Below are 13,474 nucleotides of genomic sequence, written 5' to 3'. Positions count from 1 at the left end.
ACCGGCGCCCGGGACAGGTATCATGACCGGATCGAAGCGCTGCGATCCGCCCCTTATCCGACCCCCGATCGAACCTGATCGAGCCTGATTGAACAGATAGGCGGCCGAAACTCGCGGCCGGAACGTAAAAAACGCGCAGGTGCGCGACTGACTCCAGGACTCCAGCATGAAAAAGACCTTCCGCATCGCCGCCGCTGCGCTCGCGATCGGTGCCGCTATGCTCGGCTGCTCGGCGCAGGCCGACCAGACCACCGACAAGCTCAAGGCCACCTTGCAAACCCGTCTTTCCGACGTGACGATCAAAAGCGTGTCGAAGACGCCGATCGCGGGCCTGTACGAAGTGAATCTCGGCACGCAGATCGTCTACAGCGATGCGAGCGGCGACTACCTGATGCTCGGCGACATGGTGGACTCGAAGACGCGCAAGAATCTGACCGAGGCACGCCTGTCGGAAACCAACCGCATCGACTTCGCGAGCCTGCCGTTCGGCAACGCGGTGAAGGTCGTGCGCGGCAACGGCGCGCGCAAGATCGCGGTGTTCTCCGATCCGAACTGCCCGTACTGCAAGCAGCTCGAAAAAACGCTGCTGTCGATCGACAACGTGACGGTCTACACGTTCCTGTACCCGGTGCTGTCGCCCGATTCGACGGCCAAGTCGAAGTCGATCTGGTGCTCGGCCGATCGCGCGAAGGCGTGGGAATCGTGGATGCAGGACCGTCAGGCGCCGACCGCCGCCGCCACCTGCGACACCGCCGCGATCGACAAGAACCTCGCGCTCGGCCGTTCGATGAACGTCGAAGGCACGCCGACGGTGTTTCTCGCCGACGGTCGCCGCCTGCCCGGCGCGGTGCCGGCAGATCGGCTCGACAAGGAACTGTCGGCCGTGCACTGAACAGCGCGCTGGCCACAGCGCCACGCCCGCCCCCGGGCGCGCAACAGATGCAACGTTCAAACTGAAGGAGGCGCACGCAGCGCCTCCTTTCGCATCGAGCCCCGAACTTCTCCGCCTCACTCTCCTGACACTCCCAAGCGCCGCCGATGAAGCCGATCCGCTACACCATCGTTCCTTGTAACCCCGCCGCCCACCTGTTCGAAGTCACCGTGACCGTCGCCGATCCCGATCCGGCCGGCCAGCGTTTCATGCTGCCGGTGTGGATTCCGGGCAGCTACATGGTGCGCGAGTTCGCGCGCAACATCGTCACGCTGCGCGCGGTGAACGACGCGGGCCGCAAGGTGCGCGTCGAGAAGATCGACAAGCACACGTGGCAGGCCGCGCCGGTCAAGGGAGCCTTGACGCTGCGCTACGAGGTGTACGCATGGGACCTGTCGGTGCGCGCCGCGCATCTGGACGACACGATCGGCTTTTTCAACGGCACCAGCGTGTTCCTGTCGCCGCTCGGCCATGAGGACGCGCAGTGTGTGGTCGATATCCAGAAGCCGCAGGGCGCCGCGTATCGCGGCTGGCGCGTCGCGACCGCGCTGCCGGAAGCGCGCGGCACGAAGCGCTACGGCTTCGGCGAATACCGCGCGCAGAACTACGACGAACTGATCGACCATCCTGTGACGCTCGGGGAATTCGCGCTCGCGACGTTCAAGGCGCACGGCGTGCCGCACGACGTCGTGATCGGCGGTCGCGTGATCGGGCTCGACATGGAGCGTCTGTGCAAGGATCTGAAGCGCATCTGCGAAGCGCAGATCGCGTTGTTCGAACCGAAGTCGAAGAAGGCGCCGGTCGAGCGCTACGTGTTCATGACGCAGGCTGTCACCGACGGTTACGGCGGGCTCGAGCATCGCGCGTCGACCGCGCTGATCTGCAATCGCACCGATCTGCCGGTGCAGGGCCGCGAGCCGATGAGCGAGGGCTACCGGACCTATCTCGGTCTGTGCAGCCACGAGTATTTCCACACGTGGAATGTGAAGCGGATCAAGCCGGCCGAGTTCGCGCCGTATGACCTCGGCGTCGAAAACTACACGTCGATGCTGTGGCTGTTCGAGGGCTTCACATCGTATTACGACGACCTGATTCTCGTACGCAGCGGCGTGATCTCGCAGGACGACTATTTCGGCCTGGTCGGCAAGGTGATCGGCGGGGTGCAGCGCGGCAGCGGGCGCCTCAAGCAGAGCGTCGCCGAAAGCTCGTTCGATGCGTGGGTCAAGTACTACCGGCAGGACGAGAACGCGCCGAACGCGATCGTCAGCTATTACACGAAGGGCTCGCTGATCGCGCTCGCCTTCGACCTGACGATCCGCGCGCAGACCGGCAACCAGAAATCGCTCGACGACGTGATGCGTCTGCTGTGGAAGCGCTTTGGCCGTGACTTTTATCGAGGCAAGCCGGTCGGCGTCGACGAAAGCGAGATCGAGGCGATTTTCGCGGAAGCGAGCGGCGCGCAACTGGCCGAACTGTTCGCCGAGGGCGTGCGCGGCACGCGCGATCTGCCGCTCGACGCGCTGCTCGCGCCGTTCGGCGTGGCGCTCGCGCCGGACGTCGACAAAAACGGCAAGCCGTCGCTCGGCGTGCGGCTACGCGGCGGCGCGGATTGCGCGCTCGCGACCGTGCACGAGGGCAGCGCCGCGCAGAAGGCCGGCCTCTCCGCTGGCGACGTGCTGATCGCGATCGATGGTCTGCGCGTGACCGGCGGGAATATCGATGCTCTGCTGTCGCGCTATCAGCCGGGCGCGAAAGTCGACGTGCACGCGTTCCGCCGCGACGAGCTGCGCGTCACGCAGGTGAAGCTCGACGGTCCCGAAGTGGCCCGCTACAAGCTCACGGTCAGCGATCACCGTCCCGGCGCGCGCAAAGCCCTTGAGCGCTGGCTGACGAAGTGATCGGCGTGGTGGTGGGCCGCACCGGGCGGTCCACCGATCGTCGCCTGTCCCGTCGTCAATCGGCGGAGGAGGGCGGTTGATTGTTCTACCCATGCAACAATCCTTCGCCGCCGGACGGCTTTTTCGCCGGCCGGTAAAAAAACACAATGACTTCACTCGCGCAACACTGCGCGCCCCCTACTGGAGTCAACCATGACCACGATCCTGCAAATCAACTCGGCAGCCCGTTCGCAAGGCGCGAACTCGACGCTTCTCGTCAACGAGCTGACGGAAAAGCTGCAACAGTCGAATCCGGGCGCGCAAGTCGTCGTCCGTAATCTGCAAGCCGAACCGCTGCCGCACCTCGACGACGCCGTGCTCGGCGCGTTCTTCACGCCGGCCGACCAGCGCACCCCGGAACAGGCCGCCATCGCCGCACGCAGCGAAGCGCTGATCGCCGAACTGCAAGCCGCCGACGTCATCGTGATCGGTGCGCCGATGTACAACTTCGGCATCTCGTCGCAACTGAAGACGTACTTCGACTTCATCGCACGTGCGGGCATCACGTTCCGTTACACCGCGAACGGCCCGGAAGGCCTCGTGACGGGCAAGAAGGTCCACGTCGTGTCGGCGCGCGGCGGCAAGTATCTCGGCACGCCGAACGATAGCCAGACGCCGTACCTGAAGAGCTTCCTTGGCTTCCTCGGCCTGACCGACGTGAACTTCATCTACGCCGAAGGCCTGAACTTGGGCCCGGACGCCGCGAACGCCGCGCTGAGCTCGGCACGCGAAGCGATCGCCGCGGTTTAAGCGGGTTTGTCCTGCCGCATTGCGCAGCTTCGATGCGGCGCGAGCGGTGAAAAGAATAACGCCACGGATGGGTTCACCCTCCGTGGCGTTTTCGTTGTGTATCGCAATCTTCTGACGACGACGCTCTTACGCAAGCATTTGCGCGTCGTCCGGTAGACGCCAGTCGATCGGCTCCCGGCCGTGCTGCAACAGATATTCGTTCGCCTTCGCGAAATGCCCGCAACCGAGAAAGCCGCGATGCGCGGACAGCGGCGACGGATGCGGCGCCTCCAGCACATAGTGCGACTTGCCGCCGAGTAGCGCGCGCTTCGCCTGCGCATGCGCGCCCCACAACATGAAGACGAGGTTCTGATGCCGCGTCGCGAGTTCGTGGATCAGCGTGTCGGTACATTTCTCCCAGCCGCGTTTCGCGTGGCTCGCGGCGCTGTCGCGCTCGACGGTCAGCACCGTGTTCAGCAGCAGCACGCCCTGTTTGGCCCAGCTGTCGAGGCAACCGTGCTGCGGCGTCTGGTGACCGAGACTCGCGGCGATTTCCTTGAAGATGTTGCGCAGCGACGGTGGCGGCCGCACGTGCGGCGCGACCGAAAACGCGAGACCGTGCGCCTGCGGCGTGCCGCGGTCTTCGCCGTGGTACGGGTCCTGGCCGAGGATGACGACTTTCACTTCGTCGGGGCTCGTCAGGCGGAGCGCGCGGAACACGTCGGCCGGATAGATCGTTTTGCCGGCGGCACGCTCATCGTCGACGAAGCGGCACAGCGGCGCGTAGGTGTCGCTGTCGATGAAGGGCTTCAGGTGCGCGCGCCAGGCCGCGGGTAGCGCGGCGAATTGTGCTTCGAGCGTGGGCGGGGCGGCGGTTGGGTCGGCGGAGGCCGGGGCGGGCGCGACATCGTCGAACAGCGATGCCTGCGGCAAACTGGAGCGGGTGCGGGAAGCGGAGGTCATGGCGGGGAAGTGTCGCAGCAAACGCGGACTAGCTCAAGTTGCGGCAAGCGAGCGCATGAGGTGCCGCGGGTTTCGGGCAACGCGCTCACGTGGCGCGCAACCGATACCCGCGCTGCGCCTTGCTGATGTCATCCGGCGCGAGGCCGGCAATCCGTTTGCCGAGTTCGGCGGCGAGCGTGTGAAGCGCCGCTTCGTCGCCCGATTTCAGTTCGAGCTCGATCTCCGAGATCGGCGCGCGGCGCGCTTCATCGTCAACTTCGGCAAGCACGTCGCCCTGATCGATCGCCGCCTCGATCTGAGCGCCGTCGGAGTCGAGCAGCCATAGCGTGCGCGTGAAATTGGTGTGGAACAGCTCGATCAGCGCAGGCGCGGCCTGTTTCAGTGCATCCGCGGCGGCGGGTTCGTCGCAAGCGCTCAGCAACGATTCGATTTCGAGCTTCGCGCCCGCGACCGGCAATTCCCATTCGTGCCGGCTATGCAAGCCGTTCGTCGCCGTGCCGACCGTCTTGAAGGTCTGCAGCCAGCCGTCCGGGGTCTGCCGTAGACGCAGCGCGCTCTTTGACGACGCCAGCGTCAACTGCGGCGTATCGAAGTAAATGTTCACGAGCTTGATCGCGCGTCCGTTCTTGCCGGCGCGCGCGGCGAACCACTGCGTCGCCGCCTGCACCTGCGAAGCCGGCAGCGCCAGCTTGATTTCGCGTTCCATGCCCATGCTGGGTGTCCTCGTTGCGTGGATTTCTCTGCGCCCGATACGCGGATACGTCGATACGACGCTCAGAAAAACATCCGCGCGAGTTCCACGCCCGGCTCGTCCGCGCGCATGAACGCTTCGCCGACGAGGAAGGTATGCACGTTCCGCGCGCGCATGCGCTCGACGTCGTCGCGCGACAGGATGCCCGATTCGGTCACGACGATGCGATCGTCGGGAATCGCGTCGAGCATGCCGAGCGTCGCGTCGAGCGAGGTTTCGAAGGTGCGCAGATTGCGGTTGTTGATGCCGATCAGTGGCGTCTTCAGCGTCAGCGCTTCCTTGAGTTCATCGCTGTCGTGCACTTCGACGAGCACCGCGAGCCCCAGCGAATGCGCGAGCGCTTCGAGGTCCTGCATCTCGGCGGTTTCGAGCGCGGCGGCGATCAGCAGGATCGCGTCGGCCCCCATCGCGCGTGCTTCGACAACCTGATACGGATCGACGATGAAGTCCTTGCGTATCACCGGCAACCGGCACGCGGCGCGCGCTTGCTGCAGATAGGCGACGCTGCCCTGGAAGAACTGCACGTCGGTCAGCACGGACAGACACGCCGCGCCGTGCTTCTCATACGAACGCGCGATGTCGGCCGGCACGAAGTGCTCGCGCAGCACGCCCTTCGACGGGCTCGCCTTCTTCACTTCGGAGATCACCGCGGCGAGACCCGCCGTGTGCTTGGCGCGCAATGCGCCGACGAAGTCGCGGAGATCGCGCGACGACGCTTCGAGCCGCAGTTCTTCGAGCGGCACGCTTTGCTCGGCCGCCCGGACTTCTTCGCGTTTGACCGCGATGATGCGGTCGAGGATGTCGCTCATAAATGTCTCGCTACGTGATTACTGCTTGAATTGCTGGGTGAAGCGCACCAGTTCGTCGACCTTCGCGCGTGCCTTGCCGCTCGCGATCGCTTCGCGCGCGAGCTCGATGCCGTCCGCGATCGTGGCCGCGACGTTCGCCGAATAGAGTGCCGTGCCGGCGTTCAGCGTGACGATTTCCCGCGCGACGCCGGGCTTGTTGCTGAGCGCGTCGAGCAGCATGACCTTCGACTCGCCCGCGTCGGCGACTTTGAGCGTGCGGTTCGACACCATCTGCATGCCGAAGTCTTCCGGATGGATCTCGTACTCGCGGATTTCGCCGTCGCGCAACTCGCCGACCAGCGTGGCGCCGCCGAGCGACACTTCGTCCATGCCGTCCATCCCGTACACGACGAGCACGTGTTTGGCGCCGAGGCGCTGCATCACGCGCACCTGAATGCCGACGAGGTCGGGGTGAAACACGCCCATCAGCTGATTCGGCGCGCCGGCCGGATTGGTGAGGGGCCCGAGGATATTGAAGATCGTGCGGATGCCGAGTTCCCGGCGTACCGGCGCGACGTTTTTCATCGCCGGATGATGGTTCGGCGCGAACATGAAGCCCATGCCCGTTTCCGCAATCGATGCCGCGACCTGCTCCGGCTGCAGATCGATGTTGACGCCGAGCGCTTCGAGCACGTCCGCGCTGCCCGACTTGCTCGATACGCCGCGATTGCCGTGCTTTGCGACCTTCGCGCCCGCCGCGGCCGACACGAACATCGTCGCGGTGGAAATGTTGAACGTGTGCGCGCCGTCGCCGCCGGTGCCGACGATATCGACGAAGTTCGAGTTGTCCTGCACGTCGACGTGCCGGGCAAATTCACGCATCACCGTGGCGGCCGCGGTGATTTCGCCGATGGTCTCTTTTTTGACGCGCAGGCCGGTGATGATCGCCGCCGACATCACGGGCGAGAGTTCGCCGCGCATGATGAGGCGCATCAGGTGCAGCATTTCGTCGTGAAAAATCTCGCGGTGCTCGATGGTCCGCTGCAAGGCTTCCTGGGGCGTAATGGACATGATCTCGTCTCCCTTTGTGTCAGGCATTGCGGGACGCCGCGTGACTCGAGGCCTTGCCGGCGACGGCGAGCTTCGACTGCTTGACGAAGTTTTCGAGCAGCGCGTGGCCGTGTTCGGACAGGATCGATTCCGGGTGGAACTGCACGCCTTCCACGGCCAGTTCCTTGTGGCGCACGCCCATGATTTCGCCGTCTTCAGTCCATGCCGATACTTCGAGGCAGTCGGGCAGCGATTCGCGTTCGATCGCGAGCGAGTGGTAGCGCGTCACCGTGAAATGCTTCGGCAGGTCTTCGAATACGCCCTTGCAGTCGGTTTCGATCGTGCTGACCTTGCCATGCATGATGGTCTGCGCGCGCACGACGCGGCCGCCGAACGCCTCGCCGATCGCCTGATGGCCGAGGCACACGCCGAGAATCGGCGTCTTGCCGGCGAATTCGCGCAGCACGTCGAGCGTGATGCCCGCGTGTTGCGGATTGCTCGGGCCCGGCGACAGGCAGATGCGCTCGGGGTTCAGCCTGGCGATTTCGTCGAGCGTGATTTCGTCGTTGCGATAGGTGCACACGTCTTCGCCGAGTTCGCCGAAGTACTGCACCAGGTTGTAGGTGAACGAGTCGTAGTTGTCGATCATGAGCAGCATGGTGTGTCTCCGGTCAGAAGTCGCTATCGAGGCCGTCCTGGACCTGCTCGGCGGCGCGCATCACCGCGCGTGCCTTGTTCTCGGTCTCCTGCCATTCGGATTCGGGCACCGAATCGGCGACCACGCCCGCGGCCGCCTGCACATACAGATTGCCGTTCGCGATCACGCCGGTGCGGATAGCGTAGTTGTCGAGATGCTCGGCGGCGCGCATCACCGCGCGTGCCTTGTTCTCGGTCTCCTGCCATTCGGATTCGGGCACCGAATCGGCGATCACATACAGATTGCCGTTCGCGATCACGCCGGTGCGGATCGTGATGGCCAGATCCATCTCGCCGGTGAACGACAGATAGCCGACCGCCCCGCCGTACAGGCCGCGCTTGACGGGCTCGAGCTCGTCGATCAGCTCCATCGCGCGGACCTTCGGCGCGCCCGACAGCGTGCCGGCCGGGAAGGTGGCGCGCAGCACGTCGAAATTGGTCATGTCGTTCTTGAGCTTGCCTTCGACCGAGCTGACGATGTGCTGCACGTGCGAGTACTTCTCGATCACCATCTTGTCGGTCACGACCACCGAGCCGATCTGCGCGATGCGGCCGACGTCGTTGCGCGCGAGGTCGATCAGCATCACATGCTCGGCGATTTCCTTCGGATCGTTCAGCAGCTCGGTAGCAAGCGCGGCATCGCGCTCGGGCGTGTTGCCGCGCGCACGGGTGCCGGCCAGCGGGCGGATCGTGACGATACGGTCCTCGCCGCGCTTTTCCTGGCGCACCAGAATCTCCGGCGACGCACCGACCACGTGGAAGTTGCCGAAGTTGTAGTAGTACATGTACGGCGACGGATTCAGCGAGCGCAGCGCGCGATACAGCGACAGCGGATTGTCGCGGTACGGCTTGATCAGGCGCTGGCCGACCTGCACCTGCATCAGTTCGCCGGCGGCGACGTATTCCTTCGCCTTGCGCACGGCCGCCAGGTAATCGTCTTTCGCGAACTCGCGGTAGATCTCGGTGCGTACGCTGGCCGACACGACGGGCGGCTCGACGGTGACGCGCAGCCGCTGGCGCAGTTCGCGCAGACGGTGCTTCGCTTTCGTGTAGGCCTCAGCCTGGGTCGGGTCTGCGTAGACCACCAGATAGAGCTTGCCGGCGAGGTTGTCGATGACGGCGACTTCCTCGGTCAGCAGCAGCTGGATGTCGGGCAGATTGAGGTCGTCTTTCGGCGCGCTGTGCGCGAGCTTCTTCTCGATATAGCGCACGGCGTCATAGCCGAAATAGCCGGCGAGACCGCCCGTGAAGCGCGGCAGCCCCGGGCGTTGCGCGACCTTGAAGCGCGCCTGGAATTGCTGGATGAACGCGAGCGGATCGCCGTCGTGCGTCTCGACGACCTTGCCGTCGCGGACCACTTCCGACACGCCGTTGCGCGTGCGCATGAGAGTCCGCGCCGGCAGGCCGATGAACGAATAACGCCCGAAGCGTTCGCCGCCGACCACCGACTCCAGCAGGAACGAGTTCGCGCCGTTGCGCTCGGTCTGCGCGAGCTTCAGGTACAGCGACAGCGGCGTCTCGAGGTCGGCGAGCGCTTCGGCGATCAGCGGGATGCGGTTGAAACCCTCGTTGGCGAGGGACTGGAATTCGAGTTCGGTCATGTTCCGATCCTGTACGGTGGTCCGGCGGCAGCAAGCGTCGGGCAAAGCGGGGCTAAGCGCCTCCGGTCAGGGCGTGGGTCGACGTTCTCGACACAATGATACCGACCGGCGCGGGTCTTCCATCGGCGCGCGCTAGCGGTGCGGGTGAGCAACGGTACCTTGCGGGTACGCGCAGGCTCAATCAGCCGATGCAGCTGCGCAAAAACAGATCGATGGAAAAAGCGCGTGAGCGCAGCGAAGTAAAAAACGGTTGCCGAAGACGAGCTTCAGCGTACCTCAGGCGAGGTTAGCGCGACCAGCGACGCCAGGGCCAGGCTCCCCGGTCGATGCTAATCAGACTCCGTTTTTTATTCAGAAACATGAGGATGAAGGACTGTTAAGTCGTGGATTGATGCGCTGCGATCGCCCTGGCGGCGTCGAGCAGCGAGGCAACTATACCATCGGATTTTATCGTTTGTATAGCTTGGCCGTGGTTGTACCCGTAGGGCACGGTCAGCGTCGCCATGCCGGCCGCGCGGCCCGCCAGCGCGTCGTTTTCCGAGTCGCCGATCGCCACCGTGGCGCTCGGCTCGACGCCGAGCTGCGCGGCGGCGGTCAGCATCGGAAGCGGGTCCGGTTTCTTTTTCGCGAGACTGTCGCCGCCGAGCACGACGCTGAAATACGGTGCAAGCCGGTACTGCTGCAGCAATTCGAGCGCGAAGCGGTGCGGCTTGTTGGTCACGCAGGCGAGCTTCAGGCCCGCGTCGCGCAGCGCGCGCAGACCGGCCTCGACGTCTGGATAAAGCCGCGTGTGCACGCCGTTGATCTTCGCGTACTCGGCCTGATAGATCGCGAGCGCTTCGTCGAAGCGCTCTTGCGCGTGCTCGGCTTCGAAGCGCGGCGCAAGCACGCTGCGGATCAGATGCTCCGAACCCTTGCCGACGTAGCCGACCACTTCCTCGCGCGTCGTTTCCTCCGCGTCGAGCTGAGCGAGCATACCGTTCAGGCCGGCGGTGAAGTCGTCGGCCGTGTCGATCATCGTGCCGTCGAGGTCGATGATCGCGGCTTCGAGGCGCGCGCCGGTAAACGTCGGGGCGGGATACGAAGTGGTCATGAGGCGCTGGTTTTTAACGCTGGACGGTCGCGAGGGCGGCGCGCATCTTGTCGATCACGACCTTGTGATCGGGCTGGCCAAAGATCGCCGAGCCGGCCACGAACGTGTCCGCGCCGGCCGCCGCGATTTCCGCGATGTTGTCGACCTTCACGCCGCCGTCCACTTCGAGGTGGATGTCGCGGCCGGTGCGCTCGGTGTACGCGTCGATGCGTTTGCGCGCTTCGCGCAACTTGTTGAGCGCCTCGGGGATGAACGACTGGCCGCCGAAGCCCGGGTTCACCGACATGATCAGCACGAGGTCGACCTTGTCCATCACATGATCGAGATAGTTCAGCGACGTCGCCGGATTGAACACGAGGCCGGCCTTGCAGCCGTGGTCGCGGATCAGCGACAGGGTGCGGTCGATGTGATCCGACGCTTCCGGGTGAAAGCTGATCAGGTTCGCGCCGGCTTTCGCGAAGTCCGGCACGATGCGGTCGACGGGACGCACCATCAGGTGCACGTCGATTGGCACGTCCACGTGCGGGCGGATCGCTTCGCATACGAGCGGGCCGATGGTCAGGTTCGGCACGTAGTGGTTGTCCATCACGTCGAAGTGGATCCAGTCGGCGCCGGCGGCGACGACGTTGCGGACTTCCTCGCCCAGGCGGGCGAAGTCGGCGGAGAGAATGCTGGGGGCGATACGAAATTGCGTCATGACAGGGGCCGATGCAAGCGGGAAAGCGCCATTTTACCGGTTTTGCGCGTGCAGACCGGGGTGCTGGCCGCGCGGTTGGCGTGGCGGAATCGCGCGATGAAACTTCGCAAAGTGCCGGCGCAAAAACGACATGGAGACTGGGCGCGGCAAAGCAGCCGTGTCCCAACGTCTTAGACACTGCTGGCCGAAAGGCGTATCCGGTTGCGGCCATGTCGCGCATCAAGCAGAATGCCATTCCATGAGCGCCGCATCGCCGCTGCACCCGCAGACCATTGGCGTTCGGGCCTTCGACGATTTTTCACAGCCCGTTTGATCAGATCGGAATCAGGATGAGCCAGTACGAATTCAGCGTCTCGGCGCAGGTGCACTACCTGCCCGAAGAATCGGACCCGGAGCGTCGCCAGTACGCCTTTGCCTACACGCTGACCATCCGTAACACCGGCCAGGTGCCCGCACAGTTGATCGCGCGTCACTGGATCATCACCGACAGCGAAAACACCGTCCAGGAAGTCAAAGGTCTGGGCGTGGTCGGTCATCAGCCGCTGCTCAAGCCGGGCGAGCATTTCGAATACACGAGTTGGGCAGTGATCGCGACGCCGGTCGGCACGATGCGCGGCGATTACTTCTGCGTGGCGGAGGATGGTGAGCGCTTCGAGGCGCCGGTGCCGGAGTTCGTGTTGCGCATGCCGCGAACGTTGCATTGAACCGGCGCGGTGTTGCGCGGTCTTTAATGAGTTCGTGTCGGCGCGCGGCGCAGCGGGCAGTTGAGTGGGTGGTTGGATGAGCGCTCAGACGAGCGCTTGATGCACGAGGGGTTGCGCGGTTCCGTATGCAACCCGCCGGTCAGGGTCACTGCGGCTTTTGCTGTTGGGACCGTTCCGCCGGCTTGGCACGTCGCGCTTTTTTCTTGCCAGACGACGTCCACACAACGATAAAGACGAGCAGGAACAGCGCGAGCAGCGATTCCAGCGCGAAGATGAGCATCGGGTATTCGTCAAACAAATCAGACATGGCGGTTTCCATCAAGAACGAACATTGTATGCGTTTTGTCCGCCGAGCCGGCGCGTGGGTCGGTGCATTGTCGGTTGCGGTGTTGCTTGCCTCCTGCGGCGGCGGCGGCGCGCTCCGGCCTTCGCCGCCGAGCGGCGCGGCGATCATCCCCGGCCAGATCGCGTCGTCGCGCTTGACCGCGGTTGCGTGGCAGCAGGTGCCGGGCTGGCAGGACGACTCGCTGATCGGCGCGACGGCCGCGTTGCGGCAAAACTGCACGAGGCTCGCGCGTCAGCCGAACTGGTCGCGTGCGTGCGCGGCCGCCGCGCAAATCGACGATCTCGACGTCACCGGCGCGCGCGCCTTCTTCGAAGCCTACTTCACGCCGTTCCAGCTCGCGAATAGCGACGGCACGCTCGACGGTCTGGTCACCGGTTACTACGAGCCCCTGCTGCGGGGCTCGCGCACGCGGCATGGGGTATATCAGACCGCGCTGTACCGCTGGCCCGCCGGCTATCGCGCGGGGGCGCCGTTGCCGGCGCGTGCCCAACTCGAACGCTCGGGCGCGCTCAGCGGCAACGAACTCGTGTGGGTCGACGACCCGATCGAAGCATTCTTTTTGCAGGTGCAGGGCTCCGGGCGCATCGTGATGGAAGACGGCAGTGTGATGCGCGTCGGCTTTGGCGGTACCAACGATCAGCCGTACAAGTCGATCGGGCGCTGGCTGCTCGATCATGGCGAGATCACACCCGCGCAGGCGACGATGCAGGGCATCAAGGCATGGGCACGCGCGAATCCGACGCGCGTCGATGGATTGCTCGACACCAATCCGCGCTTCGTGTTTTTTCGCGAGATGCCGTCGGCCGAAAGTATGCCGAGCGGCGGCGCGGACGGCCCGATCGGCGCGCTCGGCGTGCCGCTGACGCCGGAGCGCTCGATTGCGGTCGACCCGAGCGCGATTCCGCTCGGCACGCCGGTGTTCCTGCAGACCACACGGCCGCTGACGAACTCGCCGATGAACCGCCTCGTGTTCGCGCAGGACACGGGCACCGCGATCAAAGGCGGCGTGCGCGCCGACTACTTCTGGGGCCTCGGCGACGGTGCCGGTGATCTGGCTGGCAAGATGAAGCAGGGTGGCCGGATGTGGTTGCTGCTGCCGAATTCGTGAGGCGGTGGGGCGCAGGCGGAAGCGTGACTGCCGTTTGAGTTACAGCGGTTTTCGGGAGGCGGGTTGGAGGCTGCCGCGAA

14 protein-coding genes are annotated in these 13,474 nt (G+C 64.9%); 5 read left to right on the top strand and 9 right to left on the bottom strand.

Annotation, left to right across the window (positions count from 1 at the left end):
* Nucleotides 1–166: 166 nt before the first annotated feature.
* The 3 genes from OKW27_RS27090 (at nt 167) to OKW27_RS27080 (ending at nt 3,618) form a co-directional block, all read left to right on the top strand.
* Nucleotides 167–892 carry a DsbC family protein gene (locus OKW27_RS27090; RefSeq protein ID WP_090802025.1) on the top strand — a complete coding sequence of 242 codons (726 nt, stop codon included), beginning with the start codon at nt 167–169 and terminating at the stop codon, nt 890–892.
* A 146-nt stretch (nt 893–1,038) separates the two neighbouring features.
* Entirely contained in the window at nt 1,039–2,829 is a 1,791-nt protein-coding gene (locus OKW27_RS27085; RefSeq protein ID WP_429335367.1) for a M61 family metallopeptidase, read from the top strand.
* Between the two features lie 192 nt (nt 2,830–3,021).
* Nucleotides 3,022–3,618 carry an FMN-dependent NADH-azoreductase gene (locus OKW27_RS27080; RefSeq protein ID WP_429335366.1) on the top strand — a complete coding sequence of 199 codons (597 nt, stop codon included), beginning with the start codon at nt 3,022–3,024 and terminating at the stop codon, nt 3,616–3,618.
* A 126-nt stretch (nt 3,619–3,744) separates the two neighbouring features.
* On the opposite strand, the gene OKW27_RS27075 is transcribed toward OKW27_RS27080, so the two are convergent.
* The 8 genes from OKW27_RS27075 to rpe form a co-directional block, all read right to left on the bottom strand.
* Nucleotides 3,745–4,560 (bottom strand): uracil-DNA glycosylase, encoded by an 816-nt coding sequence (locus tag OKW27_RS27075; protein ID WP_429335365.1) that lies wholly within the window; start codon nt 4,558–4,560, stop codon nt 3,745–3,747.
* 85 nt (nt 4,561–4,645) lie between these two features.
* Nucleotides 4,646–5,272, bottom strand: coding sequence for a CYTH domain-containing protein (locus tag OKW27_RS27070; protein ID WP_429335364.1), 627 nt, complete (start codon nt 5,270–5,272; stop codon nt 4,646–4,648).
* Nucleotides 5,273–5,334: 62 nt separating this feature from the next.
* Nucleotides 5,335–6,120 (bottom strand): indole-3-glycerol phosphate synthase TrpC, encoded by a 786-nt coding sequence (gene trpC, locus OKW27_RS27065; protein ID WP_429335363.1) that lies wholly within the window; start codon nt 6,118–6,120, stop codon nt 5,335–5,337.
* Nucleotides 6,121–6,138: 18 nt separating this feature from the next.
* A complete protein-coding gene (gene trpD, locus OKW27_RS27060; RefSeq protein ID WP_090805481.1) occupies nt 6,139–7,170 on the bottom strand; it encodes an anthranilate phosphoribosyltransferase in 1,032 nt (343 codons plus the stop codon).
* Between the two features lie 19 nt (nt 7,171–7,189).
* Entirely contained in the window at nt 7,190–7,807 is a 618-nt protein-coding gene (locus OKW27_RS27055) for an aminodeoxychorismate/anthranilate synthase component II (RefSeq protein WP_090802015.1), read from the bottom strand.
* Nucleotides 7,808–7,820: 13 nt separating this feature from the next.
* Nucleotides 7,821–9,446 (bottom strand): anthranilate synthase component I family protein, encoded by a 1,626-nt coding sequence (locus tag OKW27_RS27050; protein WP_429335362.1) that lies wholly within the window; start codon nt 9,444–9,446, stop codon nt 7,821–7,823.
* 376 nt (nt 9,447–9,822) lie between these two features.
* Nucleotides 9,823–10,539: a phosphoglycolate phosphatase gene (locus OKW27_RS27045; RefSeq protein ID WP_184065695.1), complete on the bottom strand. Its 717-nt coding sequence runs from the start codon at nt 10,537–10,539 to the stop codon at nt 9,823–9,825.
* A gap of 13 nt (nt 10,540–10,552) precedes the next feature.
* On the bottom strand, nt 10,553–11,236 hold the full coding sequence (gene rpe / locus OKW27_RS27040; protein ID WP_018420129.1) for a ribulose-phosphate 3-epimerase: 684 nt from the start codon (nt 11,234–11,236) through the stop codon (nt 10,553–10,555).
* 329 nt (nt 11,237–11,565) lie between these two features.
* On the opposite strand from rpe, the gene apaG reads away from it, so the two are divergent.
* Nucleotides 11,566–11,940, top strand: coding sequence for a Co2+/Mg2+ efflux protein ApaG (apaG, locus tag OKW27_RS27035; protein WP_184009102.1), 375 nt, complete (start codon nt 11,566–11,568; stop codon nt 11,938–11,940).
* A 145-nt stretch (nt 11,941–12,085) separates the two neighbouring features.
* Here the strand turns inward: apaG and OKW27_RS27030 are convergent, their stop codons facing one another.
* Nucleotides 12,086–12,259 (bottom strand): hypothetical protein, encoded by a 174-nt coding sequence (locus tag OKW27_RS27030; protein ID WP_167368587.1) that lies wholly within the window; start codon nt 12,257–12,259, stop codon nt 12,086–12,088.
* 16 nt (nt 12,260–12,275) lie between these two features.
* On the opposite strand from OKW27_RS27030, the gene mltA reads away from it, so the two are divergent.
* Nucleotides 12,276–13,394, top strand: a complete 1,119-nt coding sequence (gene mltA / locus OKW27_RS27025; protein WP_429335361.1) for a murein transglycosylase A — start codon at nt 12,276–12,278, stop codon at nt 13,392–13,394.
* Nucleotides 13,395–13,474: the final 80 nt, after the last annotated feature.

This window comes from Paraburkholderia sp. 35.1, from assembly GCF_050436525.1.
GTDB lineage: Bacteria > Pseudomonadota > Gammaproteobacteria > Burkholderiales > Burkholderiaceae > Paraburkholderia > Paraburkholderia tuberum.
The sequence above is the reverse complement of the archived record's forward strand: the minus strand, read 5'-3'. Positions and strand labels throughout refer to the sequence as shown.

What these genes read in the sequence shown, in the direction of transcription:
- rpe (WP_018420129.1), bottom strand. Translation starts at nt 11,236, where the DNA reads ATGACGCAATTTCGTATCGCCCCCAGCATTCTCTCCGCCGACTTCGCC.
- OKW27_RS27080 (WP_429335366.1), top strand. Translation starts at nt 3,022, where the DNA reads ATGACCACGATCCTGCAAATCAACTCGGCAGCCCGTTCGCAAGGCGCG.
- mltA (WP_429335361.1), top strand. Translation starts at nt 12,276, where the DNA reads ATGCGTTTTGTCCGCCGAGCCGGCGCGTGGGTCGGTGCATTGTCGGTT.
- trpC (WP_429335363.1), bottom strand. Translation starts at nt 6,120, where the DNA reads ATGAGCGACATCCTCGACCGCATCATCGCGGTCAAACGCGAAGAAGTC.
- OKW27_RS27070 (WP_429335364.1), bottom strand. Translation starts at nt 5,272, where the DNA reads ATGGGCATGGAACGCGAAATCAAGCTGGCGCTGCCGGCTTCGCAGGTG.
- OKW27_RS27055 (WP_090802015.1), bottom strand. Translation starts at nt 7,807, where the DNA reads ATGCTGCTCATGATCGACAACTACGACTCGTTCACCTACAACCTGGTG.
- OKW27_RS27030 (WP_167368587.1), bottom strand. Translation starts at nt 12,259, where the DNA reads ATGGAAACCGCCATGTCTGATTTGTTTGACGAATACCCGATGCTCATC.
- OKW27_RS27075 (WP_429335365.1), bottom strand. Translation starts at nt 4,560, where the DNA reads ATGACCTCCGCTTCCCGCACCCGCTCCAGTTTGCCGCAGGCATCGCTG.
- trpD (WP_090805481.1), bottom strand. Translation starts at nt 7,170, where the DNA reads ATGTCCATTACGCCCCAGGAAGCCTTGCAGCGGACCATCGAGCACCGC.
- apaG (WP_184009102.1), top strand. Translation starts at nt 11,566, where the DNA reads ATGAGCCAGTACGAATTCAGCGTCTCGGCGCAGGTGCACTACCTGCCC.
- OKW27_RS27090 (WP_090802025.1), top strand. Translation starts at nt 167, where the DNA reads ATGAAAAAGACCTTCCGCATCGCCGCCGCTGCGCTCGCGATCGGTGCC.
- OKW27_RS27050 (WP_429335362.1), bottom strand. Translation starts at nt 9,446, where the DNA reads ATGACCGAACTCGAATTCCAGTCCCTCGCCAACGAGGGTTTCAACCGC.
- OKW27_RS27085 (WP_429335367.1), top strand. Translation starts at nt 1,039, where the DNA reads ATGAAGCCGATCCGCTACACCATCGTTCCTTGTAACCCCGCCGCCCAC.
- OKW27_RS27045 (WP_184065695.1), bottom strand. Translation starts at nt 10,539, where the DNA reads ATGACCACTTCGTATCCCGCCCCGACGTTTACCGGCGCGCGCCTCGAA.